The sequence below is a fragment of the Lentzea sp. NPDC092896 genome, assembly GCF_044754905.1.
GTDB lineage: Bacteria > Actinomycetota > Actinomycetes > Mycobacteriales > Pseudonocardiaceae > Lentzea.
In genome coordinates, this window is sequence record NZ_JBIVPX010000001.1 from 503,485 (window position 1) to 528,651 (window position 25,167).

The 25,167-nt window shown below is 70.4% G+C and carries 17 protein-coding genes; 6 read left to right on the forward strand and 11 right to left on the reverse strand.

The genetic code is table 11. From position 1 onward, the window contains the following. The first annotated feature begins 18 nt into the window (after nucleotides 1-18). Nucleotides 19-1,407, forward strand: coding sequence for a toll/interleukin-1 receptor domain-containing protein (locus tag ACIQF0_RS02585; RefSeq protein WP_401023698.1), 1,389 nt, complete (start codon nucleotides 19-21; stop codon nucleotides 1,405-1,407). A gap of 3 nt (nucleotides 1,408-1,410) precedes the next feature. Here the strand turns inward: ACIQF0_RS02585 and ACIQF0_RS02590 are convergent, their stop codons facing one another. From ACIQF0_RS02590 to ACIQF0_RS02620, 7 genes are read right to left on the reverse strand one after another with little or no spacing between them, the layout of a single operon-like run. Continuing rightward, nucleotides 1,411-4,002, reverse strand: coding sequence for a PKD domain-containing protein (locus ACIQF0_RS02590; protein WP_401023700.1), 2,592 nt, complete (start codon nucleotides 4,000-4,002; stop codon nucleotides 1,411-1,413). A 26-nt stretch (nucleotides 4,003-4,028) separates the two neighbouring features. After that, nucleotides 4,029-6,626, reverse strand: coding sequence for a PKD domain-containing protein (locus ACIQF0_RS02595; RefSeq protein ID WP_401023702.1), 2,598 nt, complete (start codon nucleotides 6,624-6,626; stop codon nucleotides 4,029-4,031). 29 nt (nucleotides 6,627-6,655) lie between these two features. Then, entirely contained in the window at nucleotides 6,656-9,280 is a 2,625-nt protein-coding gene (locus tag ACIQF0_RS02600) for a PKD domain-containing protein (RefSeq protein ID WP_401023703.1), read from the reverse strand. Next, nucleotides 9,277-11,508 carry a DUF3488 and DUF4129 domain-containing transglutaminase family protein gene (locus tag ACIQF0_RS02605; RefSeq protein WP_401023704.1) on the reverse strand — a complete coding sequence of 744 codons (2,232 nt, stop codon included), beginning with the start codon at nucleotides 11,506-11,508 and terminating at the stop codon, nucleotides 9,277-9,279. The genes ACIQF0_RS02600 and ACIQF0_RS02605 overlap by 4 nt, the downstream gene beginning before the upstream one ends. Then, on the reverse strand, nucleotides 11,505-12,638 hold the full coding sequence (locus tag ACIQF0_RS02610; RefSeq protein ID WP_401023706.1) for a DUF58 domain-containing protein: 1,134 nt from the start codon (nucleotides 12,636-12,638) through the stop codon (nucleotides 11,505-11,507). Before ACIQF0_RS02610 ends, ACIQF0_RS02605 begins: the two co-directional genes overlap by 4 nt. A 6-nt stretch (nucleotides 12,639-12,644) precedes the next feature. Continuing rightward, nucleotides 12,645-13,601: an AAA family ATPase gene (locus tag ACIQF0_RS02615; protein WP_401023707.1), complete on the reverse strand. Its 957-nt coding sequence runs from the start codon at nucleotides 13,599-13,601 to the stop codon at nucleotides 12,645-12,647. A gap of 35 nt (nucleotides 13,602-13,636) precedes the next feature. Then, nucleotides 13,637-14,938, reverse strand: a complete 1,302-nt coding sequence (locus ACIQF0_RS02620) for a helix-turn-helix domain-containing protein (protein WP_401023709.1) — start codon at nucleotides 14,936-14,938, stop codon at nucleotides 13,637-13,639. Nucleotides 14,939-15,377: 439 nt separating this feature from the next. On the opposite strand from ACIQF0_RS02620, the gene ACIQF0_RS02625 reads away from it, so the two are divergent. Further along, on the forward strand, nucleotides 15,378-16,025 hold the full coding sequence (locus ACIQF0_RS02625) for a hypothetical protein (RefSeq protein ID WP_401023711.1): 648 nt from the start codon (nucleotides 15,378-15,380) through the stop codon (nucleotides 16,023-16,025). Between the two features lie 3 nt (nucleotides 16,026-16,028). On the opposite strand, the gene ACIQF0_RS02630 is transcribed toward ACIQF0_RS02625, so the two are convergent. Together ACIQF0_RS02630 and ACIQF0_RS02635 are read right to left on the reverse strand one after the other, a co-directional pair. Next, entirely contained in the window at nucleotides 16,029-16,835 is an 807-nt protein-coding gene (locus ACIQF0_RS02630; RefSeq protein WP_401023712.1) for a hypothetical protein, read from the reverse strand. Continuing rightward, complete coding sequence (locus ACIQF0_RS02635) at nucleotides 16,832-17,710, reverse strand: ABC transporter ATP-binding protein (RefSeq protein ID WP_401023714.1); 879 nt, start codon at nucleotides 17,708-17,710, stop codon at nucleotides 16,832-16,834. The genes ACIQF0_RS02630 and ACIQF0_RS02635 overlap by 4 nt, the downstream gene beginning before the upstream one ends. A gap of 962 nt (nucleotides 17,711-18,672) precedes the next feature. On the opposite strand from ACIQF0_RS02635, the gene ACIQF0_RS02640 reads away from it, so the two are divergent. Genes ACIQF0_RS02640 through ACIQF0_RS02655 form a run of 4 tightly spaced genes read left to right on the forward strand, consistent with a single transcriptional unit; the run spans nucleotide 18,673 to nucleotide 22,474 of the window. Continuing rightward, a complete protein-coding gene (locus tag ACIQF0_RS02640) occupies nucleotides 18,673-21,063 on the forward strand; it encodes a nitrate- and nitrite sensing domain-containing protein (protein WP_401023715.1) in 2,391 nt (796 codons plus the stop codon). A 25-nt stretch (nucleotides 21,064-21,088) separates the two neighbouring features. Continuing rightward, nucleotides 21,089-21,526: a roadblock/LC7 domain-containing protein gene (locus tag ACIQF0_RS02645; RefSeq protein WP_030475700.1), complete on the forward strand. Its 438-nt coding sequence runs from the start codon at nucleotides 21,089-21,091 to the stop codon at nucleotides 21,524-21,526. Beyond that, nucleotides 21,523-21,900 (forward strand): DUF742 domain-containing protein, encoded by a 378-nt coding sequence (locus ACIQF0_RS02650; protein WP_319973592.1) that lies wholly within the window; start codon nucleotides 21,523-21,525, stop codon nucleotides 21,898-21,900. The genes ACIQF0_RS02645 and ACIQF0_RS02650 overlap by 4 nt, the downstream gene beginning before the upstream one ends. Further along, nucleotides 21,881-22,474: an ATP/GTP-binding protein gene (locus tag ACIQF0_RS02655; protein WP_360030945.1), complete on the forward strand. Its 594-nt coding sequence runs from the start codon at nucleotides 21,881-21,883 to the stop codon at nucleotides 22,472-22,474. The genes ACIQF0_RS02650 and ACIQF0_RS02655 overlap by 20 nt, the downstream gene beginning before the upstream one ends. Before the next feature lie 53 nt (nucleotides 22,475-22,527). Here ACIQF0_RS02655 and ACIQF0_RS02660 read toward each other — a convergent pair whose 3' ends face one another. Together ACIQF0_RS02660 and ACIQF0_RS02665 are read right to left on the reverse strand one after the other, a co-directional pair. Beyond that, a complete protein-coding gene (locus ACIQF0_RS02660) occupies nucleotides 22,528-23,889 on the reverse strand; it encodes a tryptophanase (protein ID WP_401023718.1) in 1,362 nt (453 codons plus the stop codon). Nucleotides 23,890-23,913: 24 nt separating this feature from the next. Continuing rightward, nucleotides 23,914-25,098 carry a tryptophan dimethylallyltransferase family protein gene (locus ACIQF0_RS02665; protein ID WP_401027666.1) on the reverse strand — a complete coding sequence of 395 codons (1,185 nt, stop codon included), beginning with the start codon at nucleotides 25,096-25,098 and terminating at the stop codon, nucleotides 23,914-23,916. Nucleotides 25,099-25,167 lie beyond the last annotated feature (69 nt).

Here is a 25,167-nt window from a genome sequence, read left to right on the forward strand (position 1 = left end):
CGTGAGAGGGTTTGGGCGATGCCTGGCGTGTTCGTCAACTACCGCACCGGAGACGGTGAATGGGCGGCTGCCCTGATCAAGCGGGAGTTGAGCGCGCGCTTCGGAGCTGACCAGGTCTTCTACGCGAGCCAGTCGATCCGCCTCGGCGAGGACTTCTCCCGCGAGATCCTGAGCGGCCTGCGCCGGTGCGAGGTCCTCCTGGCCCTCATCGGCCCCCGCTGGGTGAACGCCGTCGACCGCGAGGGCGTCCGCCGCCTCGACAAGCCAGACGACTGGGTGCGCCGCGAGATCCTCGAGGCCTTCGACTGCGGCCTGCGCGTCATCCCGGTGCTGATGGACGGCATCGACCCGCTGCGAGAGGCAGACCTGCCCGACGCGTTGAAGCGCGTGGCGCGCTGCCAGTACCTGCGCATCCACCACCGCAGCGACGACCTGGACCTCCCGCGCCTGGTCGACGAACTGGTCGAGCTGGTGCCGGAACTCGTCACGCCCAGGCCCGCCCCGTCCGCCCCACGCCCCGAGCGCCCGGCCGAGGGCGAACTGCGCAGCCCGATCACCGAGTTCCGCCAGGCCCTGTCCGAGCCGCTGGGACTGTCCGTGCACGAGCGCGTCCAGGCGACGGCAGCCGCGGCACTCGAACTGCTGACGGAGTCGCGCTACCCCACCTCCGGCCACCTGGACGACAGCGAGCTGCCGGCGGCGCTGGAGAAGCGGCTCACCGCCTACGAGCACGACATGGCGCCGCTGCTGAGACTGGTCGCCATCGGCGTGCGGTCCGGCGACCGGCGGCACGACGAGGTGTGGACGGCCCTGGTCGAACGCTTCCTGCGCCCGGCGCCGCGGCACCGAGGTGCGCAGGACGTCTGGGTCAACGCCTCGTCGTACCCGGCGTTGCTGCTGACCTGCGTGATCGGCGTGGCCGCCGTCGCCACGGGCCGGGAGGACCTGGTCCACCGCCTGCTGTGCCGCACCTCCGCCACCGCGGCCGACGGACGCACGACCCCGGTCCTGCGAGCGCTCGTCCTGCGCAACGTCGTCGACCCGCGGCACGCGGCAGCGCTTCCCGACTGGGGCGGAGCGCCTCCTCGGCAGGCGCTGAGCGTGCAACTGCGGCAGGTGCTCAGTCGCGTGTTCTTCAACGTCGTGGACGGCAGCGCGTTCGACTGGGCCTTCGCCGACTACGAGTTCCTGCGCAGCCTGCTGGAACTGCACGACGCCCCGTTCTCGTCGCTCGGCGAGTTCGCCGTGCGTCTCGACCACGACGACTCGGTCATCTACCAGCGCAACGCGGCCAGGCTGGACGCGGACTCGGTCCTGCTGCGCTCCGGGGCCTTCGACGGAGACCCGGCGAAGGTGGCCGTGGCCTGGCGCGAGCTGCGCCAGGCCACCCGGTCCCGCTACTCGTAGCCGTCAGCCGAGGCCTTCCAGCAGGACCATGCTGTACTTGCTCCCCGCAGCCACGGCCAGCACGCCGTGGCCGTACGCGGGAGGCACCGACGTCTCGCCCGCGTTGTCCTCTCCCCACGAGATCACGGAGCCGTCCGTCTTGAGGGCGAGGAAGTGCATGTGGCTGGTGTCGAACGAGGCGACCCCGGTCCGGGCCGCCGGCGGTATCTCGTAGGCCGGGTAGCTGCCCCAGCGGAAGAGCGAGCCGTCCGCCTTCATCGCCAGCGGGGCGTCGCCCGCAGCGATCGCGACCACGCCACTGGAGGCTTCGGGCGGCAACTTCAGGTAGGGATAGTCCTCCTGGCCCCAGGCGACCACGGATCCGTTCGCCTTGATGGCCAGGCTGTAGGCGATACCGGCGGCGATCGCGACGACACCGCTCGCTGCCTCTGCCGGGACGTGGGTTTCGCCGAAGCTGTCATCGCCCCAGGCCACGACCGAGCCGTCCCTCTTCAGCGCCAGACTGTGCGCCATGCCCGCGGAGATCGCGACCACGTCGCGTTGGGCGTGCGGCGGCACCGAGTTCCACCCCGGGACGGCGCCGCCCCAGGCGACGACCGAGCCGTCCTCCTTGAGCGCGATGTTGTAGATTCCGCCGGCGGCGATGGCGACCACCCCGTCGGCCACCTCGGCGGGAACTTCAGCCTGCCCGTAGCGGTTGTCGCCCCAGGCGACGACGGAGCCGTCCGACTTCAGCGCGAGGCTGTGCTCGAACCCGGCCGAGATCGCCATCACGCCGCTTGACGCCGCTGGTGGCACCTGTGTCTGCCCGTAGGTGTTGTCACCCCAGGCCTCGACAGCACCGCGGGCCACGGTGAACTTCCGGGACGACTGAGCTGTCCTGGTGCCGCTCGTGATCGTGAGCGAGACGGTGTAGACGCCGGGCACGGTGAACCGGTGGCCGAACTCCGCCGTGTCCGCGGTGACCTCGGGCGCGATCGTGCCCGGCCTCGTGACGGTCCAGCTCCACCGGTCCGGCTTTCCGGTGCTGTCCGCGCTGAAGCTCACCCGCTCACCGATCACCGGCTTGGGCCGCCGGACGACGAGCTGCGTGACGGAGAGCGGAGCCTGCGCCGGGTCGATCGTGACCGTGGTCTCCGCGTGCGTTCTCGTTCCGTTGGGGAGCGTGGCCTCGGCACGGACGGTGAAGACACCCGGCCTGGTCCAGCTGTGGCGGACGTTGCCGCCAGAGGCCTCGGAACCGTCGCCGAACGACCAGCGCACCGCGGCGGCACCGGCCGGGCGCGGCAGCATCGTCAGCTCGAACTCGTCACCTGCCGCGCCGCGGTTGCCGGGACTGACCGCGATGGACGCCGAGGAGATCGTCGCGGGCGAGACCGGGGCCTGCCGGGTCGTCTGCTTCGGCGGCCCGGTGAGTCCTGCGTCGGGCTTGTGCTCGCGGCGATCGGCCGCCGCCACCTGATCCGCCGTGCCGGGGCGGTCGGGAGAGGTGGGGGACTCGCCCTCGGTCCCCCGCTGGTACTTGGAGATGGTCCTGGCCTCGCCCGCCAGGTCCAGCACCCCGGCGACGCTGCCGTTCGGGTCGTTGAAGAACACGACGCCGTCGCGGGCGATCAGCTCGAACCGGGTCGGCTCCGCGAAGAGTTCGCGCTGAGCGTCGACCTTCCCGGTCGTGAGGTCGGTGATCGTGGCCTGCCCGGTGGAGTGGTTGGGCACCACCGCGTGGCCGTCGATCTCCAGCGGGGGACCGAGCTCCTCACCAGGAACGCCGACCTGCACGGGCTCGTCACAGGAGCCGGTGTCGAACGCGCAGACGACGAGCTCGCCGCGGGTGCTGTTGGCGATGAGCACCCGGGATCGCTCGGAGGAACCGCTGACGGCGATCGTGTCGCCGGCCCGCAGGCCGGTCCGCGCGGAACGGGTGACGGCGCCGGTCTCCGCTGAGAGCAGCTCCGCCGTGCCGCGTTCGGGATCGACCAGTGCGAGACGGTCCGCGGTGAGCGCGAGGCGACCCGACTTCGCCCCGGTGGAACGAGTGCGCCGCTGGTCCCCGTCCAGCCAGACCAGATCACCGGTCGTGTCGTCGATCGCCCACAACCGATCACGGTCGTCGACGACGACACTGTCCTGACTGAGCGACTCGGCCAGCCGCTGCCGGCCTCGTGGCGCGACGGTCTGCGGATCGACCGAGACGACCTCTCCACTGCGGACGTCCACCCCGTAGGCCACGTGTCGCGCGGACACCACGACGAGTCCGGGACTCGCCGGCATCGCCGCCGCGGAACGCGTGACGTCGAGGGTGGCACTGTCGATGCGGCTCAGCACGCCGGTCTCCTGGTTCATGACCAGCGCGGAACTGCCCTGCTGGGCGACGCTCAACGCCGCGCCGGGCTCGTCCACCCGCACCGACGTCACCAGCTCCGCGGTGGCGCCGTCCGCCAGCACCGCCGTCCCGGTCCGGTTGGACGCGAGCCAGACCGAGCCGGAACTCATCCGCACCCGTGCGGTGTCGAACCCTGGTCCGGCCACGAGCACGGCTGCCGCGGTCGTGGCCACGGCGACAGCCGCGGTCACGACCTGGGTTCGTCTGCTCATCCCCATCGACTTCTTCCCCCCACCGGTCACACCAGGACGAGACTGAAGCGCTCGCCGGCCGCCACGGCGAGCACGCCGCTGCTGTACTCAGGCGGCACGACCGACTCGCCGAACGCGCTGTGGCCCCAGGCGATCACTCTGCCATCCGCTTTCAACGCCAAGCCGTGCGCGAAGTCGGCGTCGAAGGCGACCACACCACTCCTCGCCTCCGCCGGAAGTGTCACCTGACCCCATTTGTCGTCACCCCAGGCGATCAGCGTGCCGTCCGCTTTCCAGGCATAGCTGGACATGAACCCCGCGGCGATGGTGGCGACGCCGCTCTTGGCCTCGGACGGCACGTTGGCCTCACCGAGATTGGTCTCACCCCAGACGACGATGGAGCCGTCCGTCCTCATGGCCATCGCGTGCCTGCCGCCGGCCGCGATGGCGGTGACGCCGCTCAGGACCGACAGCGGCAACGGCGTCAAGCGCCACACGTCGACACCCCAGGTGATCACCGAGCCGTCGGACTTCAGCGCCAGGCTGAAGTCGTGCCCGGCGGCGATCGCGACCACGTCCTTCTTGGCCTGCAGCGGCACGTGCAGCTGTTCCAGGATGTTGCTGCCCCAGGCGATGACGCCGCCGTTCTTCAGAGCCATGTTGTGGTTGCCGCCGGCGGCGATCGCGACCACGCCGCTCAACGCCTCCGAGGGCACGTTGAGCTGCTGGTAGCCGTTGTAGCCCCAGGCGACGACGGAGCCGTCCGCCTTCAGCGCCAGACCGTGGTTGAGGCCCGCGTCCATCTCGACCACGCCGCTCAGGGCCGCTTGCGGGACGTTCAGCTGGCCGCCCCAGTTGTAGCCCCACCCCTTGACGGCGCCGCGGGCGACGGTGAGCTGGCGGGAGGACTCGGCGCTCAGGGTTCCGCTCGTGATCCTCAACGAGACCGTGTAGACGCCCGGCGAGGCGAACCTGTGGTCGAACTCGGGGGTGCGCGCGGTGATCTCGGGTGCTGCCGCACCGGGCCTGGTCACGGTCCACGCCCAGCTGTCCGGCTTCCCACCGGTGTCGGCGCTGAAGCGCACCGACTCGCCGATCACGGGTTTCGGTCTCTGGACGGAGAGGTGGGCGATCGTCGGCGGCGCCTGCACCGGATCGACGGTGACCGCGGTCTCCGCGTGCACGGCTGTGCCGTTGCCGAGGGTCGCCTCCGCGCGGACGGTGAAGACACCGGGCCGCTGCCAGCGGTGGCGCACGGAGGCGCCGGTCGGTTCCGTTCCGTCGCCGAGCGACCAGCGGACGGCCGCGGCACCTTCCGGTCGCAGGACCATCCTCAGGTCGAGCTCGTCGCCCACCGTCGCCCGGCCGGCCGGGCTGACCACGATCGACGCGGCGGGAGGCGTGGGTGGTGCTGGAGGCCGTGGCGTCGTCAGGGACGTCCTGCCCTGCCGGCCGGGAAGCCCGGCGATCGGTTGCTGCTTCCGGCTGTCGATCTTCGTCACCTGGTTCGCCTGCGCGCGCGGCTCCGGCGCGGGAGGGGCGTCGCCCTCGGACGCCCCCTGCTCGGTGTACTTGACGATCGTCCGGACCTCGCCGTCCAGGTCCAGCACGCCGGCGCCGTCACCGGCGGGATCGTTGAAGAAGACGATGCCGTCGTGGGTGAGCAACTCGAACCGGGCCGGCTGGGCGAAGAGCTCGCGCTGGGCGACGACCCGAGTGCCGGCGAGGTCGACGATCGTGGCCGTCCCGGTGGAGCGGTCGGGCACGACGGCGTGGTTGCCGATCTCGGCGGGAGGCCCGAGGTCGGCGCCCTCCGCACCGATCTCGACAGGATCGGCGCAGCCGCCGGCGTCGAACGCGCACGTGACCAGTTCGCCGCGCGTGCTGTTGGCGATGAGCACGCGCGAACGGTCCGCGGACCCGCTGACAGCCACCACGTCGTTCTCGTGCAGCGGCACCCGCAAGGAGCGCGTGACAGCACCGGTCCCGGGGTCGATCAGGTCGACCGTGCCGCGTGCGGTGTCCACCACGGCGGGCCTGCCCTCGGTGATCGCGAGGTGGCCGTTCCCGAACGAGACGGAACTCCTGCGCCGCTCGCCCGCGGCCAGCCAGACCAGTTCACCGGAGCCGGCGTCGATCGCCCACAGCCGTCCGCCGCCGTCCACGAAGACGCTGTCCGGCTTGAGCGACTCGGCCAGTATGAGGGGTTCCCCTTGCGGTGCCAGCGTTCTCGCGTCGGCCGAGGCCACCGTTCCACTGTGGACGTCGACCGCGTAGAGCACGCCCGGGGCGGCTTTCCCGGTGAGTCCGTCGCTCGCCGGGAGAACGGACACCGGCGAGGACACCTCCTCCGTGGCGCTGTCGACACGGCTGAGCTGCCCGGTCCCGGCGTTCAGCGCGTAACCGGCGCCGTCGTGCTGGACGACGTCGAACGCGGTGCCCGGCCTGGCGACCCGCACGCTCGCCTTGACCTCGGCGCTCGCTCCGTCCACCAGCGTGGCCTGTCCTGTTTGGACGGACGTCAGCCAGATCGCGCCGGCGACCATGTGCACACGCGCGGCGTCGTATCCCTGTCCTGCCAAGAGAACAGCTCCGGCCGTCACGGCCGCAGCGGCCAGCGCGGTCAAGGCCTTCGTGCGTCGCATGCGAGATCCCCCAGAGGTCATCGCGCTCCCTACACCAGAACCAGGCTGTACAGCTTGCCCGCCGCGACAGCCAGCACGCCGCTGCTGTACTGCGGTGGCACCCTCGTCGTGCCGTCGCCGAACAGGTCGGTTCCCCACGCGACCACTGAACCGTCCGCCTTCAGGGCCAGCACGTGCCAGAAGTAGGAGGAGATCGCGACGACCCCGCTCCTGGCCGCCGGCGGCACCGAGATCTGCCCCTGCGCGTCGCTGCCCCACCCGATGACCGAGCCGTCGGACTTCAGCGCCAGACAGCTCGAACTCTCCGAGGCGATGGCGATCACACCCGCGGTGGCCTCGGGCGGTACCTCGGTCACGGGGGTCTCCTCGGTGCTGTCGCCGCCCCAGACGATCACGGAGCCGTCCGCCTTCAGCGCCATGCTGTGCGACCCTCCGCCGCTGATCGCGACCACACCGGACTTCGCGCCCGACGGCACCGTCGTCTGCCCCTGCAGACCGTGGCCCCAGGCGATCACCGAGCCGTCCTTCTTCAGCGCGAGGCTGTGTTCACGGCCCGCGGCGATGGCGACCACCTCGCTCTGGGCGGCCGGTGGCACCACGCCCTGGCCGGACTGGTTCCTGCCGCCCCAGCCGAGAACGGTGCCGTTCGCCTTCAACGCCAGCCCGTGCATCTCACCGGCGGCGACGGCGATCACCCCGCTCGACGTCTCCGGAGGCAGGTCCAGCTCGCCGTAGATGTTGCTGCTGCCCCACGCGACCACGGACCCGTCCGTCTTCAGCGCCAGGTTGTGCCCGCCGCCCGCGGCGATCGCGATCACCCCGCTCTTCGCCGCCGGGGGGATGTTCAACTGCCCCCACAGGTTGCCGCCCCAGCCCTCGACGGCGCCGCGGGCGACGGTCAGCTCCTGGGAGGCCGTGGCCGTCCTGCCCCCTCGCCCGATGGTGAGCGAGACGGTGTACCTGCCCGGTGCGGTGAACCTGTGGTCGAATGCCGCCGTTCTCGCCGTGGTCACGGGTGTTCGCTGATCCGCCGCGGTGACGGTCCACGACCAGGAGTCCGGATTGCCGGAGGCGTCCGAGCTGAAGTGCACCTGTTCCCCGACGACCGGCTTCGGCCGTTGCACGGACAACCGTGCGATGTGCAGCGGTGCTCCGACGGGGTCCACGGTCACGACAGCGGTCGCCAGCGCCTTCTTCCCCGAGTCGAGCACGGCGACGGCTTCGACCGTGTAGATGCCCGGCACGTGCCACGTGTTCCGCACGGTGCTGCCGAAGTTCGCGGTTCCGTCGCCGAACGTCCAGCGGACGTCGGAGTGGACGGCCGGCAGGAGCGTCAGGGTCAGCTCGAACTCGCTGCCGACCTCGCCCCGGTTGCCGGGAGTGATCGAGATGAACGCTCGCTGGGCAGGCGGCCCGGAGTCCGGCTGGGCCGGCGGGACCGTCTGGCGTTCGATCCCGAGGCCGGGCTGGCGCTCGGGCAGTCCCGTCCGAGTCAGCTGCTCCGCCTGGACACGCGGATCGGTCTTCGGCGGGGTCTGGTCGACTCCCGCGGGAGTCTCGGTGTACTTGGTGATCGTCATGATCTCACCGTCGAGCTCCAGGACTCCGGCGACGTCGCTGGCGGCGTCGTTGAAGAAGACGATGCCGTCGCGGGTGAGCAGCTCGAACCTGACCGGTTCCGCGAAGAGGAGGCGCTGCGCGACCACGCGCGTGTCCACGAGATCGACGACGACGGCCCGTCCACTGGAGTAGTCGGGAACCACGGCGTGATCGCCGACCTCGACCGGGGGACCGAATCGGGCGCTCTCACCACCGAGTTCTACGGGCCCGGTGCAGGTACCGGTGTCGAACGCGCACGTGATCAGCTCGCCGCGAGTGGTGTTCGCGATCACCACCCTCGATCGATCCGACGACTCGGCGAGAGCCACCTCGTCGCCTTCGTGCAGAGCGGGTCGCACGGTCCGGGTGACCGCGCCCGTCTCCGGATCGAGCAGCTCGGCGGTGCCACGCGCGGGGTCCACGAGCACCGGCAGGCCGGCCGCGACGGTGAGGTGGCCGGTCCTGGACCCGGTCGGACGGGTCCGTCGCTCACCACCCGCGAGCCAGACCAGGTCGCCTGTGCTGTCGTCGATCGCCCACAACCGGCCGCCGCCGTCCACGACGACGCTGTCCGGCCTGAGCGCCGCGGCGAGGATCTTCGGCGCGCCCGTGGACCGCATCGTGGCCGGGTCGACGGACTCGACGGTTCCGCTCTGACTGTCCACCGCGTACAGCGAGTCCCGGGTCGGTCGCAGCACCAGGCCTCCGCTCACGGGGAGGACGACGTCCGACCGGGTGATGTGCTCGGTGGCGGTGTCGACGCGGGACAGTCGTCCCGTCTTCTGGTCGGCCACGAAGGCGGAGTTCGCGCGCTGAGCCACTTTCAGGAAGGCGCCCGGTTCGGCCACCGCCGCTTGTGCCCGGACTTCGCCGATCGTGCCGTCCACGAGCGAGGCCTGCCCGGTCCTGTTGGACGCGAGCCAGATCGCGCCGGTGCGCATCGGGACCTGGGTCATGTCGTATCCCGGTCCGTCCACCAGCATCGCCGCGGCCAGCGACGTGACCGCCGCGAACGCGACCAGGATCCGGGGCCGCCACCGGAGCGTCGCCGTCACCGGTACCGCCCCACTTCCAGGCTTTCGCGTGCCTGCCGCCGTTGCCGCGCGGTGCTCCAGCCCGACCAGAGCGGACGTGGATCCACCGCCGCGCGCAGCCGCGACAGGGACGCGCGCCCGGGGTGGAGCTGATCGCGCAGTTCGGTCACCAGTCGCCAGGACTGGTCGGCGTCCGCGTCGTCGAGCGTCTCGGGCGCGTAGACCGCCGCGTTCGCGAGTTCCGCCGACGCCGTGAACAGCGGCGCGGCCTCGCCGAGTTCGTCGTGAACGCGGCGGGCGACCTCGTGGGCCGTGAGCGACACCGGGAACGTGATGCCGCGCTCGGTCAGCCGGTCGATCTGCTCCTGCCAGGCGCCGAGCACCCGCGCGGCGCGATCGGGGTCCCGTTGCCTGCGGCGCCGGCGGTGGTTCTTGACGAGTACGACGAACCCGCAGGCGAGCAGGGCCAGCAGCACCGCGGCGACCGCGGCCAGCACGGTGCCGTCGCGGACGCTGTTCCAGCCGAAGCCCGGCCCCTCCACCACTTCGGTGGACTGGGTCGAGGTGGGCGGGGCGGGCATCGGCGTCGTGGCCGGCGGCGCGGCTTGGGGCGGAACGACGCGGGGCGCGTCCTGCGGCTCCGCCGGCGGGGCTCCGTAGTCGGGGCGGCTGGGTTCGAACGCCACCCAGCCGTAGCCGGCGAAGTGCACCTCGGACCACGCGTGGGCGTCGGCGGTGTTCACGCGGAACACCCCGCCCTGGTAGTTGCGCAGGCGGTACCCGACGGCGACCCTGGCCGGGAAGCCCATCGCCCTGGCGATCACGGTGAACGCCGCCGCGTGCTGCTCGGAGTAACCGCTGCCCGTCTCCTCGTCGGACAGCATGGCGGCGAGAGTGGCGTAGGAGTGCCCCGGCGGGCGGGTCATGCTCATGGTCACGGCCTGGAGGCGGGTTTCCAGGGCCACCAGTTTGCCGTAGGCGGTGAGGCCGGGAAGACCGGTCAACTCCGCGGCCATCACCCGCAGCGATGTCGGAAGACCCTCGGGCAGCGACCGCGAGTGTCCGGGTGTCGTGGTGGCCTGGATCAGCCCGTCGTCCCGGACGGTGACCTCCCCGGTCAGGTCGTAGCCGAGCCCCTGCAGTTTCGGCGCGCTGCTGACCACGACGCCAGAGCCGGCGTCGAACCCGAGCCGGCCGCGGCTGCCACCGGTCGTCTCGAGTCGTGACGGCCAGCCGATGACGGGCAGGTGAGGGCCGGCGAGGTCCTTGAGGTCGACGTGCGCGGTCACCTGCCTGCCCCTGGTCAGCGCGGGATCGGCGGTGAGGTGGCTGCCGGCCACGCGGTAGGTGGCTCCCGAGGTCCAGGTGGTGCCGTCGAACTCGTCCAGCGCCGCGGTGCGGATGCGGTCGACCTGCGTGTAGGACTCGACGTCGAGCCGCACGGTGAACAGGTCGCGGGCGGGACTCTCCCTGAGCTGGCTCTTCAGCCTCGCCAGCGGGGTGAGGGCGTCGGTGGTCGTGACCGGTGGGGCGATCAGGTCCCGCGGGTCGAAGCGGTGGTCGCCGGACGCGATCGGCAGGACCTGGCCGCCCGCCGTGCCGAGCAGGGCGCTGACGGCGACTACGAGGACCGCGGCGCCGAGCGCGGCGAGGGAACGGGGTGACCGGCGGTCGATCCGGACCGCGCCGGTACCCGCGGCGCGGTGGGCGCGGATCGCGATCAGGACCAGGGCCGTCACCAGGAACACCGCGGTGGCGGCCGCGTGACCGCCTGCCTGGTTGCCGACGACGAACACGGCGAACACGAAGCCGGCGAGCGGGGGAGCCAGCGGCGCCAGTGCGTTCCGGGTGTGGCGGACCAGGACGACCGAGGTGAACGCCGATGCCCACATCACGACGGTGGGCACCACGAGCAGCTCGCCCCACGGATCGGCGGGCACGGCCACGGCGAGCAGGCGGTTCCAGCTGCCGGGCACGCCGTCGAGGACTTCGGAGCCCGCGCCCCGGAAGACGCCGAAGACGATGACCAGCGCCAGTCCGGCGATGGCGAGCAGCGGAGTGGGCCACGCGCGCCGGTGGTGCGGTGCCGCGGTCACGCCACCGGCGAGACAGGCGAGCCCCAGCGGGACCAGGTAGCCGGGAGTGGCGAAGAAGTCCTGGTACACCAGCGCTGCCGCCGCGGCCGCCACGAGCGCCAGCACCACCTCGACGACGGCGACTCCCGGTGCGAGTGCGCGCAACCGGTTCATCGCAGCACCAGCCGGTTCCAGCCGGTGGCGAACTGGTCGCTGCCCGCCGCGGCGACCGCGAGCACACCTCGTGGCCTCGTCACCGTCTCGGTCGCGCCCAGCTGGGCGAGGCTGACCGAGAGGAACCTGGGGCGCAGCAACATCAGCAGCTGTGCGGTCGTGGTGTCGACCCTGCCGGTGACCACGGTCAGCGCGACGCCCTGCGTGTCGGAGACGAAGTCGCGCAACTGGTCGGTGAGCGCGGCGAGGCCGCGGTCGGTCCGGCTCTTGTCCACAGTGGACAGGAACTCCAGTGCGGCGCCGGCGGAGTCGTGTTCCAGCGCGCTCGTCGTGCGCAGGCGGAACGGCAACCCGGCGTTTTCGGCCGCCAGGCAGAACGACGCGGCGACGCGCACCGCGTCCTCGAAGGTCTGGCCGGGGTAGGGCGCCACGCTCGTGTCGAGCACGACCAGCTGGCGCGGCTCGTCGGGCACTACCACGTGCCGGGCCATCACGGTGCCGGTCCGGGCGGTCGCACCCCAGTGGATGCGGCGCCAGTCGTCGCCGGGCGCGTACTCCCGCAGGCTGTGGAACGCCACACCGCCCAGCGGCGCGTTGCCGGCCGTCGGGCCTTCGGCGTCCTGCGGTCCGCCGGTCGTGATCATGGCCAGGGGGTGGACGCGGGGGTAGACGTGCAGGACCAGTCCGCTGCCGGACGCGCGACCGCGGTGCAGCAGGCGCAGCGGGTCGGAGTGGCCCAGCAACACGGGCGGGATCAGATAGCGGCCGCGCCGGGTGACGGGCAGCGCGTAGCCGACCGTGCAGCTGTCACCGGCCGCGAGAGCCGGGACGGGGACCGTCGTGCGGTGGCCGCCGATGGTCTCGGTGACCACGAGCGGGGGGCTGCGGCGCCTGCCGACGTTGGTCACGGTCAGCGTGCCCTGCGCGGCGGTGCCTTCGAAGACGCGGTGGGGGCGTACCTCTCGCACCACCGTCAGGCGGGGTGCGGCGATCAGCCACAGCACGGCCAGGAGCAGGGTCGCGGCGGCGGTGAGTCCCAGGACGACCAGTTCGGGGTAGTCCGCCCACGTGCCGAGGGCCACGAGGGTCACGGCGGCACAGGCCATCGCCGTGCCGGTTCTGGTCAGCACGACAGGTCATCCGCCGTTCGGGACCGGCGCGGCGGCGAGCACCTCGGTCAGGACGGCCTGGGTCGTGCGTTGCTGGATGCGGGCTTCCGGGGTGAGCAGGAGCCGGTGGTTCAGCACGGGCACGGCCACGGCCTTCACGTCGTCCGCGGTCACGTACGGGCGCCCGGCGGCCAGCGCGTAGGCCTGTGCGGCGGTGATCATGGCGATGCCGCCGCGCGGGCTCACGCCCAGTTCGACGTCCGGGTGCACTCGGGTGGCGCGGACCAGGCGGGCGACGTACTCGCGCAGGTCGTCGGCCACCCGTTGCTCACGGACGGCCCGGATCATCAGGCGGAGGTCGTCGAGTTCCATCACGGACTTGAGCTCGTCCGGGCGGCGGCGGGTGACGCCGTAGGACAGGATGCTGATCTCGTCGGCCAGGTTCTCGGGGTAGCCGATGCCGATGCGCATCATGAACCTGTCCAGCTGCGCTTCCGGCAGGGCGTAGGTGCCCTGGTGCTCGACGGGGTTCTGGGTGGCGATGCACAGGAACGGGTAGGGCACCGGGATCGGGCGGCCGTCGACGGTGACCTGGCCCTCGGCCATGACCTCCAGCAGCGCCGACTGGGTCTTGGGGGAGGCCCGGTTGATCTCGTCGCCCAGCAGGATGTGGGTGAAGACCGGGCCCTGGCGGAACTCGAAGCGCGAGCGGCCCTGGTCGTACACCTGCACGCCGGTCACGTCGGACGGGAGCAGGTCGGGGGTGAACTGGATCCGCTTCACCTCCGCGCCCGCGACCGAGCGCGCGATCGCCTTGGCGAGCGAGGTCTTCGCCACGCCCGGTACGTCCTCGATCAGCAGGTGTCCCTCGGCGAGCAGGCACACGAGTGCGAGCCTGACCACCTCCGGCTTGCCGCGGATGAAGTCCTCGACGTTCGCGGCCAGCGCCTCGAACCTGCGCTGGAAAATCGCCGCATCGGACACTTCAACGCCCCCATCGTGCTGTGTTCGGTGAATCGTTAGTGGAGCTGACTGCGCAAAGCCGCGTTGAGGCGGGGGTAGACCTCGCTGACCGCGGCCTGCTTGCGCTCGCGGCCGAGGAGGCGGGCCAGTTGCCTGAGGTCCTGGCGCACGGTGGCCGAGTCGACCAGGTCGACGGCGTCGAGGACCTTCGCGGTCAGCTCGCTCGCGTGGTCGATGTCGCCGGCGGAGGCGTAGGCGAGGGCGCGGCGGGCGCCGAAGCGCGCGTGGGTGCGGTGCGCGCTGCCGGGCACCAGGGCCAGCTGCCGGTCGAAGACGTCCGCCGCCTGGCGGGACTGGCCGAGGTCGTGCAGGCACCAGGCCTCGACCAGGCTGTTCAGGTCGGCGCCGCTGACCGAGCCCGAACCCATGACCATGCCGTCGGCGGTGCCCGCCCTGGCGAGCAGGACGGCGGCGCGGTCGAGCGCCCGCCGGCAGGCGTCGTAGTCGCAGGCCAGCGCGTGGCCCTGGGCTTCGCGCAACGCGGCGAGCCCCTGGACGCGAGGTGAGGTGCCCGGCGCGGCCTGCGCCTGCTGGGCCAGGTCGACGGTGCCGGCGGCGTCGTCGCGGTAGAGCGTGATCAACGCCTGCCTGATCAGCGAGTACGTGGCCATCTCGGTGTCACCGGCCGCGGCGCCCATCTCGACGGCGTTGCGGGTCCACCACATCGCGGCCCTGTCGTCGCCGGCCTCCTGGGCCATCCACCCGGCGTACTCGCTGTAGCGGGCGGCGAGGCCCAGCAGTTCCTCGCGAACGGGCGTGGGCGCACCATTGGCCATGCCGCGCAACGTGTGGGTGTGCACCGTCACCATCGGCAGCACCACGCTCGGGCTCGTCGTCTGCCCCAGCTTCCTGACCTCGGCGAACAGCGACCGGAACGCCGCCAGCGTGCCGTCGTGCGCCGCGCTCGCGGAGGCGGCGCGGGGAGCCCCCAGCGTCAGCCCGAGCAACGACGCGGCGCCCGTCGCGATCGCGTCGCGCCGAGGCATCGGAACCATCCAGCTCGACCCGTCCGGAGCCATGCTCATCACCCACACTTCGCCGTCGCCGTCGGCCGCGACGGCAGCGAGCGGGCTCGCGGGGGAGGGCTGGTCCACCAGGGCTGCCAGACGTCCACCGGCTCCGAGAACCGCGTCGCAGCGCCGGGCCAGATCAACACCTGGTTGTTTGAAGCCAGTCTCGATCTTGCCCAGATAGCCCTTGCTGTAGTGGACCTGCGCCGCCAGCACCGCCAGCGACAGGCCCGCCGCGGTGCGCAGGCGCCGCAGCTCCACTCCAAAGACATCCGACTGCTCAGCCATTCGTCCCCGCCCTCGACCGCCGCTCCCCAGCGGCCGGTGAATCGACCGTTGCAGACTACTGAGCCGCTGGTCGCAGGCCCAGTCCCCCGGAGCGCCGGCGTCGGCGGACGCCCGGCTGCCTCCGAGTCTGATCCGCCGTCCCGCGCAATCCCAGGCGTCTCCCGTCGCCTGCGTGATCGGGAGACGGGAGACCCCTGCCACCGGAAGCCGTTGCGGGACATGCTGATTCCGGACGGCAGGCAAGACGTCGTCCTGTTTCTGGGGGGTTGTGGCGGCAGGCCGGGGCTGGGGGCTCAGTCCTGCCGCCACAAACAAACGGGGAGAAGGATGAACAGGGACTGGACGGGCGCGCCCTCCTGACCACGCGTCACCCGGTCGTGCGCCCGGTCAACTGCGCCGAATCCGCGCCGGAAGATCATGGATGTGCTGAACTACCGGCATGGGCACGCGCACGATCCGTTACATCGCACTGGCGGCCTGCGTCGCGGCTCTCACGGCCTGCACCGCGCCGCCCGAACCGCCGGTGGCCTCGCCGGGACCGGAGCTGGACCCGCAGGCCGTCAACTACGACAACCTGGACTTCGTGAAGTCCCGGCCGGCGGTCTTCGACAACAAGTGCGGCACCCTGCCCCGCGACCTCGGGTCGTTGCTCGGGCTCGAGTCGAAGCCCGCCGACGGCATGGGCGGCGGCTGCAACGCGCGCGAGCCGTGGGGGAACCTCTCGATCCACCTGTTCAGCCCGATGTCGAACCGCAAGTCGAAGGCCCAGTACTTCTCCGACGCCTGGAACGGCGACCTCGGCGGGGGCGGCTACTTCCAGCGGTCGATCCTGCTGGACCGCTACTACGCGATCACCAAGATCGCCGGGTCGGTCAACGACAACTGCACGGTCACCGTCGACACCGGCTCCGAGCAGCCGTTCGAGGTCACGGCCTCGATGGACTTCGACGAGAGCATCGCCCTGTCGGCCCAGGACGTCGACCAGCCGATCGACCGCGCGCTGCGCGACTTCTGCCCGAGGGCCAAGGAGGCGGCGGAGAAGCTGCTGCCGCTGATCGACGAGAACGGCGGCAGCCGGGCGGGCTGAGCGTCAGCCCGCGTCGCGCCTGCTGAGCACCACGAGCGACACGGCGAGCAGCGTCAGCCACACCACCAGCGACGAGATCGTCTGCGGCCACCCCGCGCCGTCACCGGCCAGGTGCCAGGCCGCTTCGAGCGGGTAGACCAGGCTGAACACCTCCGGCAGCGCCAGCCGGGCCACCGCCAGCATCGGCACGACGACGAAGAACACCGTCAGCGAGCCGCCCGTGTTCGGGATGAGCAGCGAGACGATCAACGCCGTGAGCAGCACCTGCGCGGTGGCCAGCATCGTCACGCCGAGCACCCAGCCGGGCCGTGAGCCGAGCAGGTAGTTGTGGTGGAGCCCCTCTGCCGCGCTCTTGATCATCAGCGGGTACAGGACGAACGTGACCAGCGAGCACACCAGCCACACGCCGGCGAGCACCGTGCCCTGCGCCAGCAGGTAGCGCATGCGCGAGGGCTGCACCAGCAGCGTGGGCTGCACGCTCTTGTACTGCCACTCGCCCGCGACGAGCTTGATCACGGTCGCGAAGACCAGCAGCAGGCCGAGCTGGATCACCAGGAGCATCGGCTGGAGCTGCCTGCCCGCGCTCGCGAGGTTGGTCTGCGGCAACGTGAACAGCGCCATCAGTCCGATCAGGAACACCGGCGCGCAGGCCATCACGATCTTGTCCGACCGCGTGCCGACGAGCTTGCGCGCCTCCACCGCCACCAGCCGCCAGAACGACGACGACCGGGAGGCGCGGGCGGCCCACGGGCCGGGTGCCGGTGCGGGCGCGGCCTGCTGCTGCCACGCTGCCGGATGTCCGACGGTCATGACCTTCCTCCACTGGTCAGGCGGAAGAACAGGTCTTCCAGGCTCATCTGCTCTTCTCTCAGTCCCAGCAACGGGATTCCGGCGGCGAACGTCACGGACGAGACCTGCTCGACCGGCGCGTGCGCGGCCAGGAAGCCGTCCGGCGCGGGCTGGACGGCGATCCCGCCGCGCTGCAGCGACTCCGCCAGGCGGTTCATGTCCTTGGCGCGCACCAGGGAGCGGGACGACGTGGTCAGGCTCGCCAGCGGCCCGTCCGCCACGATGCGCCCGCCGCCGATCACCAGCACGCGGTCGGCGGTCTGGTCCACCTCGGACAGCACGTGGCTGGACAGCAGCACGGTGCCGCCCCGGGAAGCGTGCCCCCGCAACAGGGTGCGCACCGCGCGGATGCCTTCGGGGTCGAGCCCGTTGATGGGCTCGTCGAGCACGAGCAACGGCGGATCGGTGAGCAACGCGTGCGCGATGCCGAGTCGCTGCCGCATGCCGAGGCTGTACTTGCCGATCTTGCGGGTGGCGGCGTCGGCCAGCCCCAGCAGCTCCAGCACCTCGTCGGCCCTGCGAACGGGCACACCGGACAGCGTCGCGGCCATCCGCAGATGACCCCTGCCGCTCCGTCCGGGATGGACCGCCGCCGCGTCCAGCAGCACGCCCGCCACGTGGGAGGGGTTGGGCCACGCGGTGAACGCGCGCCCCGCGATCGTCGCCTGGCCGCGATCGGGCCGGGTCAGTCCGGTGATCATGCGCAGTGTCGTCGACTTGCCCGCGCCGTTCGGCCCCAGAAAGGCGGTCACCGTACCGGGTTGGAGCTCGAACCCCACCTGATCGACGACGACGCGACCCTCGTAGGCCTTGGTCAGCCCCCACGCTGCAAGCACCTACCCACCGTAGCGGCAGTCACACCGTCCGTCGCGGGATGATCCACCGTGTCGTCGTGCAGTTGCACGGACGCGCGGCCGCGTCCCCTTGAACGCACTCCCCAGGCACCGTTTTCGGCGGCTGAGCCTCACCGTCGTCGTAGGACTTCCGGAGACCTTCGAACCGGGCGAGAGCCTTTTTGGTTCCCGGCAGACACTTGATACAGATGCCGATACAACAAAACTGTCGTGGAACGGAGTGCGGGCAGAAAACAGACAGAAACATGCGGATACTTACCGCGCCTATGGATTGGCCGGACTGAGCCGGATCCCGAGTCGTCCGGACAAGTGTGGCCCAGGCCACTGCGATGGCGATCGCCGGTCTCCCACTCGGATGAGTGGGCCGCCGCCGGATTGGCCGGCATCGGCGGTTCCCCGCGGCGCTCTCGTCCTCATGGCGATGACCAGCGGTATTAGCGCGTTCTTGACGGCGGTGAGCGGCTGAACTCGTGATCACGACTGAGGAATGACCTGTGTTGATCACGACTCCGGGCGGTGATCTGCATGCGAATTGACGAATAAGACCTGGTGACGGAAAGCGACGATTGGTTGCGCTCCGCTCTCGCTTAGAAGATGCTGCACGCTGCTGTCAAGTTCGGGGCAATAGGCGCGGCGTTTCCACTGTTCAGTTAGCGAAAGCCCAGCTCGCGTCCTTTCGCCCACTCGGTCACGACCGCGCGGTCTCCTCACGAGAGCGTGCACATCACTGCAACAGCTGGGGATCGAACCTGAGAACGGGGGTGTTGCGTTGCGCATCTGACTGAGTACTCTGCACTCACCCCCTCAAGATCATCGCTGTTGGTCATGTTGATCATGTGGTGTTATCTTTCCGTCGCCAATTCGGGTGGTCGTGGAGCGTTGTGAAGCTGAAGAACGTGCCTGAGACGAATTACAAGACAATTCGTTCGCGGCTCACTGGTGTCGTGGTGGTTCCCAGCGTCGTCCTTCTCGCCATGTGGGCGCTGTTCTCGTCCTACACGGTGTTCGAGGGTCTCTACCTCCAGCTGGTCGCCTCCGGCGCGCGGGACGCCTCGATCCCCGCGGTCCAGTCGTTCGCGTCGCTGCAGAAGGAACGCGAGCTCAGCATGACGAGCCTGAGCCGCACCGGCTCCAGCACGTCGGCGTTGGTCAAGCAGCAGCAGGACACCGACAAGGACGTCGAGAAGATGAAGTCGGCGTTCGCCGAGCTCGCTTCCCAGGCGCCGCAGGAGATCGTCGACGGCATCAACAAGCTCAACGGGCTGCTCGACCAGCTGCCGGACCAGCGCGAGCGCCTGGAGTCCGGCAACGCGTCCAAGGACGAGATCTACCGCTACTACAACAGCGTGCTCGACGCCGGTGGTTCGCTGTTCGGCACGCAGGCCCGCATCGTGCCCGACGCCGAGACCGTGCAGGGCGCACTCGGTGCGCTGCAGTACTTCCAGGCCTCCGACGCGATGTCGCGGTCCAGCTCGGTCGCCGCGGGCGCGCTGGCGACGGGCAAGTTCACGCCGGAGGAGCACCGCGAGTTCGCGAACCTCGTCGGCGCCTACCACTTCACGCTCAACGTCATCGAGCCCACGGCTCTGCCGGACGTGCGTGAACACTTCAAGCAGCTCACCGGCAGCGCGCCGTACCAGCAGCTGGTGACCCTGGAGAACCGCCTGCTGCAGAACTCGGAGCGGCCGGTCGGGCAGCAGGTCGCCCTGGCGGACTACGAGAACGCCACCCGTGCGGTGTCCACCGAGCTGACGACGATGGTGCAGGAGCAGTCCACCGGCGCGGTCAACATCGCCATGGCCAACGGCAAGGACAAGTTCACCACCGTCCTGATCGGCAGCCTCATCGCCCTCATCGCGGTCATCGCCGGCATCTTCGTCGCGGTGCGCGTCTCGAACCGCCTCGTCAACAAGGCGTTGATCGTCCGCCTCATCGCCCTGAAGAGCGACTCGCTCAAGCTCGCGCACGAACGACTGCCGAACATCGTCGAGCGGCTGCGCGAGGGCAAGCACGTCGACGTCGCCGCCGAGGTCCCCGCGCTCGACTACGGCAACGACGAGATCGGGCAGGTGGCCGACGCGTTCAACGCCGCGCAGTACACCGCCGTCGCCGCGGCCGTGAAGGAGTCGCAGACCCGTGAAGGCGTGAACCGCGTCTTCCTCGACATCGCGCGCCGCAACCAGGGCCTGGTGCACCGCCAGCTCAAGATCCTCGACAAGCTGGAGCGCGAGGAGGAGAACCCCGACCACCTCGACGCGTTCTTCCAGCTCGACCACCTCGCCACCCGCGCGCGCCGCAACGCCGAGAACCTGATCATCCTGACCGGCGAGCAGCCGGGCCGGCAGTGGCGCAAGCCCGTGCGCATGCTCGACGTCGTGCGCGCCGCCGTCGCCGAGACCGAGCAGTACGCCCGCGTGAAGGTCCACCCGGTGCCCGAGGTCGCGCTGGTCGGCGCCGCCGTCGCGGACACCATCCACCTGATCGCCGAGCTCGTCGACAACGCGACCTCGTTCTCCTCGCCCCGCTCGCAGGTCGAGATCCACAGCAGCGAGGTGCCGCAGGGTCTCGTCATCGAGATCGAGGACCACGGCCTCGGCATCAAGCCCGAGGACCGCGAGCTGCACAACAAGATGCTGGAAGCGCCGCCCGACTTCGAGGCGATGAGGCTGCGCGGAGAGTCCCGCCTGGGCCTGTTCGTCGTCGCCCGGCTGGCCGCCCGCCGCCACATCCACGTCGAGCTGCGCGACTGCCCCTCCGGCGGCACCATCGCGCTGGTCCTCATCCCGTCCGAGCTGATCGTCGGCGAGGCAGGCGCGGTGGACCCCGCGGACTCGGTCCAGATGCCCAAGCCGACGTTCCGCCAGCAGACGCTCCAGCAGGCCTCGCGGTCACCGGAGGCCCTGGAGGCCGCGGTCCCGATGCAGGGCGACCTGGGCCCCCGTTCTGGAGAGAGCTCCACCGAGACCTTCCACCTGGACGAGTTCTGGGCCGGGAGGGCAGTGGGAAACGGCCGCAGCCCAGGCCTGGAACGGGACCTGGACAGCAGCAGCGGGCACATCGAGCTGCCCCGGGAAGACCGCCAGGCAGGCGTCTGGCCGACAGACGACCCGGCGGAAGGTGAGGCGACGACGCGTCAGAACACCCGGCCGGAGCTGCCGCGCCGGAGGCGGCAGCAGCACCTCGTACCTCAGCTGGCCAACGACGAACCCCGGCCGATGCCCGAACTCGCGGAGTTCAACCCCGAGGAACGGGCGGAACGCACCCGCGACGGAATGTCCGCCTTCCAGCAGGGCACGCGCAACGCCCGCCAGGCCGACGACGTCGTGGAACCGTGATCACGAAACTGAAAGGGCTATTTCCGTGGACGACCTGACCGGCGGGCACCCCGAGCTCAACTGGCTGCTGGAGGACCTCGTCGCGAGAGTGGTCGGTGCCCGGCACGCGGTGGTGCTCTCCGCGGACGGCCTGCTGCTCGCCCACTCTCCCGAGCTCTCCAAGGACGACTCCGACCACCTCTCGGCGATGGCGTCGGCGTTCCAGAGCCTCGCTCGCGGAACCGGCCGCCACTTCGGTGGTGGCCAGGTCCGCCAGACCATCGTGGAGATGGAGCGCGCGCACCTGTTCGTCACCGCGGCGGGGCAGGGTGCCTGTCTCGCGGTGGTGGGCGACGAGGACGCCGACATGGGCATGATCGCGTACGAGATGAACATGCTCGTGAAGCGCGTCGGCGCCTACCTCTCGTCGGCACCCAGAACACTGGCATCGCCCAGGATGCCCAACCCTCTCGGGTTGTCATGAGCAACTCCTCCGACTGGTGGTACGACGAGGCGGCGGGCCCCATGGTCCGCCCGTACGCGATGGTGAGCGGCCGCACCAGGCCCAAGCCCGCGGGTGAGGACCTCACCCTCACGACCCAGGTCCGGGCGCTGCGCACGACGACCGACCAGGGCACGCTGTCGGTAGAGCACCTGGAGATCATCAAGCTCTGCCGGAAACCGCTTTCCGTCGCGGAGGTTGCTGCCTACCTGCACGCACCGCTCGTCGTGGTGAAGGTGTTGCTGAGCGACCTCATCCAGCGCGGAGACGTCATCACCAGCGGCCCGGCCACCACGGTGGTCCCGGTCGACATGAACCTACTCCAGAAGGTGCTCGATGGTGTCCGTGCAATCTGAGCAGGGGCGTGAGGAACTCACCATCCCCTCCTCCGTCAAGATCGTCGTCGCCGGCGGTTTCGGCGTCGGCAAGACCACGATGGTCGGCGCGGTCAGCGAGATCACCCCGCTGCGGACCGAGGAGCTGCTCACCGAGGCCGGCGAGGAGATCGACGACCTCTACGGCGTCGAGGGCAAGACCACGACCACGGTCGCCCTGGACTTCGGCCGCATCACGATCAACCCCGAGCTGGTGCTCTACCTGTTCGGCACACCGGGCCAGGACCGCTTCTGGTTCCTGTGGGACGAGCTCGCCATCGGCTCGATCGGCGCGGTCGTCCTGGTCGACACCCGCAGGCTCGACGCGGGCTTCGGCGCGATCGACTTCTTCGAGCGCAGGCAGATCCCGTTCGTCGTGGCGGTGAACTGCTTCCAGGGCAGCCACTCCTACACGGCGGAGGAGATGCGCGTGGCGCTGGACGTCGCGGACACCGTGCCGCTGGTGCTGTGCGACGCCCGCGACCGCGAGTCGTGCAAGGCGGTGCTGGTCCGCGTGATCGAACACGCGATGAACCGGCTCGACGTGATGGCCTGACCTGAACCTTTGTTGAAGCCCTTGGCGTTGTGCGCCAAGGGCTTCAGCTGTTGTTACGGCCTGATCTGCTTCAGCCGGCAGCGGAACGGCCGCAGGATCGGCGGCACCTCGGTGAGCCGGTAGCCGGGCACCTGTTCGGGGTTCTTGGCGATGCCCGCCAGCGTTTCCGCCACGTACTCGAGGTGACTGCGGGTGTAGACGCGGCGCGGGATCGCGAGCCGCACCAGTTCGAACGGCGCCGGCGTGATCAGGTCGCCGGCCTCGTCGATCTCGCCGAGGTAGAGCGAACCCACCTCGGCACAACGGATTCCGCCCGCGAGGTACAGCTCCGACGCGAGCGCGTGCCCGGTGAACCTGCTCGGCGGGATGTGCGGCAGCAGCCTGCCCGCGTTGAGGTAGACCGCGTGCACGCCGGCCGGCCGCACACTGTCCACACCGGCCTCTCGCGCGCAGTCGGCGAGGTACGCGGTGGCCTCGGCCCGCTCGCGCAGGTACAGCGGGTCGGTGACCTCGATCAGGCCCTGCGCGCACATGTCCAGGTCACGGCCGGAAAGCCCGCCGTACGTGCTGAACCCCTCGGTCGCGATCAGCAGGAGTTCGCACTGCTTGGCCAGATCCCGGTCCTGGAGCGCGAGCATCCCTCCGATGTGGACGATGCCGTCCTTCTTCAGGCTCAGCACGCACCCGTCGGCGAGCCGGAACGCCTTCTTCGCCACCTCGCGGGGAGTGTGGTCGCGGTACTTCTCCTCCCGCTGCGTCACGAGCCACGCGTTCTCGGCGAACCGGGCGGCGTCGAGGATGAACGGCACGCTGTGCTTGCGGCACAACTTCTTCACGGCCTTGAGGTTCGCCATCGACACCGGCTGCCCGCCGCCGCCGTTGTTGGTGATCGTCATGAGCACCAGGCCGACGTCCTCGGGCCCCTCCAGCAACTCCTCGAGTGCGACGAGGTCGATGTCGCCCTTGAACGGCTCGTCGCTGTCGAGGTCCGCGAAGGCCGGCGACGGGAGGTCCCGCACCACGCCGCCCGCCAGTTCGACGTTCGCTCGGGTGGTGTCGAAGTGCGTGTTGCTGACCGAGATCTGTCCCGGCTTCAGCAGCGTGCCGAACAGGATCCGTTCCGCGGCCCGCCCTTGGTGCACGGGGAGGATGTGCTCGTATCCCGTGAGTTCCTCGGTCACCTCGCGGAACCGGAACCAGGACCGGGAACCTGCGTAGGTCTCGTCGCCGCGCATTCCAGCGGCCTGCTGCTCCGCCGACAGCGCGCCGGTGCCGGAGTCGCTCAGCAGGTCGATCGTGACGTCTTCCGCCGTGAGGTTGAACTGGTTGTACCCGGCCTCGGCGTAGCGACGTTCCCGGAACTCGCGGGTGGTGATGGGAATGGGCTCTACGACCTTGATGCGGTACGGCTCCACGACGGGCCTTTCTTCCTGCGGCGGCTAAACCAGTAGTGCTGTGGTGCGGGGTGGGGTGACGTCGTACGCCTCGGACGACAGGTAGACCGAGACACCCGGTTTCGGCAGGCCCAGCCGCAGCGACACGTGGGCGATCAGGCCCACGCCGTCACCGAGCGGGCGCTGGACGAGACTCGCGAGCGCCATGACGAACGGCGCGGGGTCGAACCCGCACCTCGCCATGATCGCCAGGACGCGCTCGCAGGCTTCGAGGTCGTCCTGCACGTAGTCGCGCACCGGGATGTAGAGGGAGTAGCCGCTGGGCCGCTCGGTGTCGCCGGACAGGAAGGTGTAGCTCGACATCAGCGGACGCCGGGAGAACGGGCCCGCGCCGCCGCAGGCGAGCTCGCAGACGTCCGCCAGGAGCACCGGGTCGACGTCGGGGACCGCCGCCGCTGCCGCCACCACGTCCGCGATCACCGCGTCGTCGTGGGACACGTAGGTCTTCACGCGTGCCCGGTTCTCGTCCAGGAGGTCGAGGGCGAAGAAGGAGAACCGGTCCAGCCCGTCGCGCCGCAGCCCGTGCTCCGAGATGGCCGGGAGCGCCGCGCTCAGGCCGAGCCGGGACAGTCCTTCGCTCACGAGGGCGGTCGCGCTCTCACGGCCGCGCACGTCGGGGTTGAGGTAGACCTTGATCGAGGGCGGCGCGTCCGGCCCGACGATCAGCGAGTACCAGAACGCGAACGCGCCCTGCGGGTCGTCCGGCAGGAACAGGTCGCGCACCCGGTCGAGCTGCCCGAGGTTCAGTCCGTGCCGCTGCGCGAGCCCGTCGAGCACGCCGAGCGCCGCGGCGAGGTTGGCGCGCGGGCCGGGCTGTTCGGCGAGCGGCTCGACGATCATGCGGATGACGGGGCGTTCGTTTTGGGCCAAAGCCACCGAGAATTCGACCGGGGTGTGGTCGTCCGCGACATTGGAGGTCCAATGGGGAACGGCGGAGAGGGGCAGCCTGCAACCAGGGCCTAATGCCTCACCCAGCAGTTTTGTCGCGCTTTGCGCCGAGTTCGCTAAACCGACGGCGCGAAGGAGGTCGCGTAGTTGTCCAATGGCGAAATCGTGCAGGGAGACTGCTGGCGCGCTCAAGATGGGGCACTCCTGATCGGGCCGGTAATCCGGTCGGTTGCAATCCTGACGGGGTGGAATCGCAACGTGAATTCTCTCAACCAGCCACATGCCCAGGTCAAGAGCCAAGGGGGTTGCGTGCGACACTCTCGGCTGTGATCAAGATTGCACCGCTCGGTC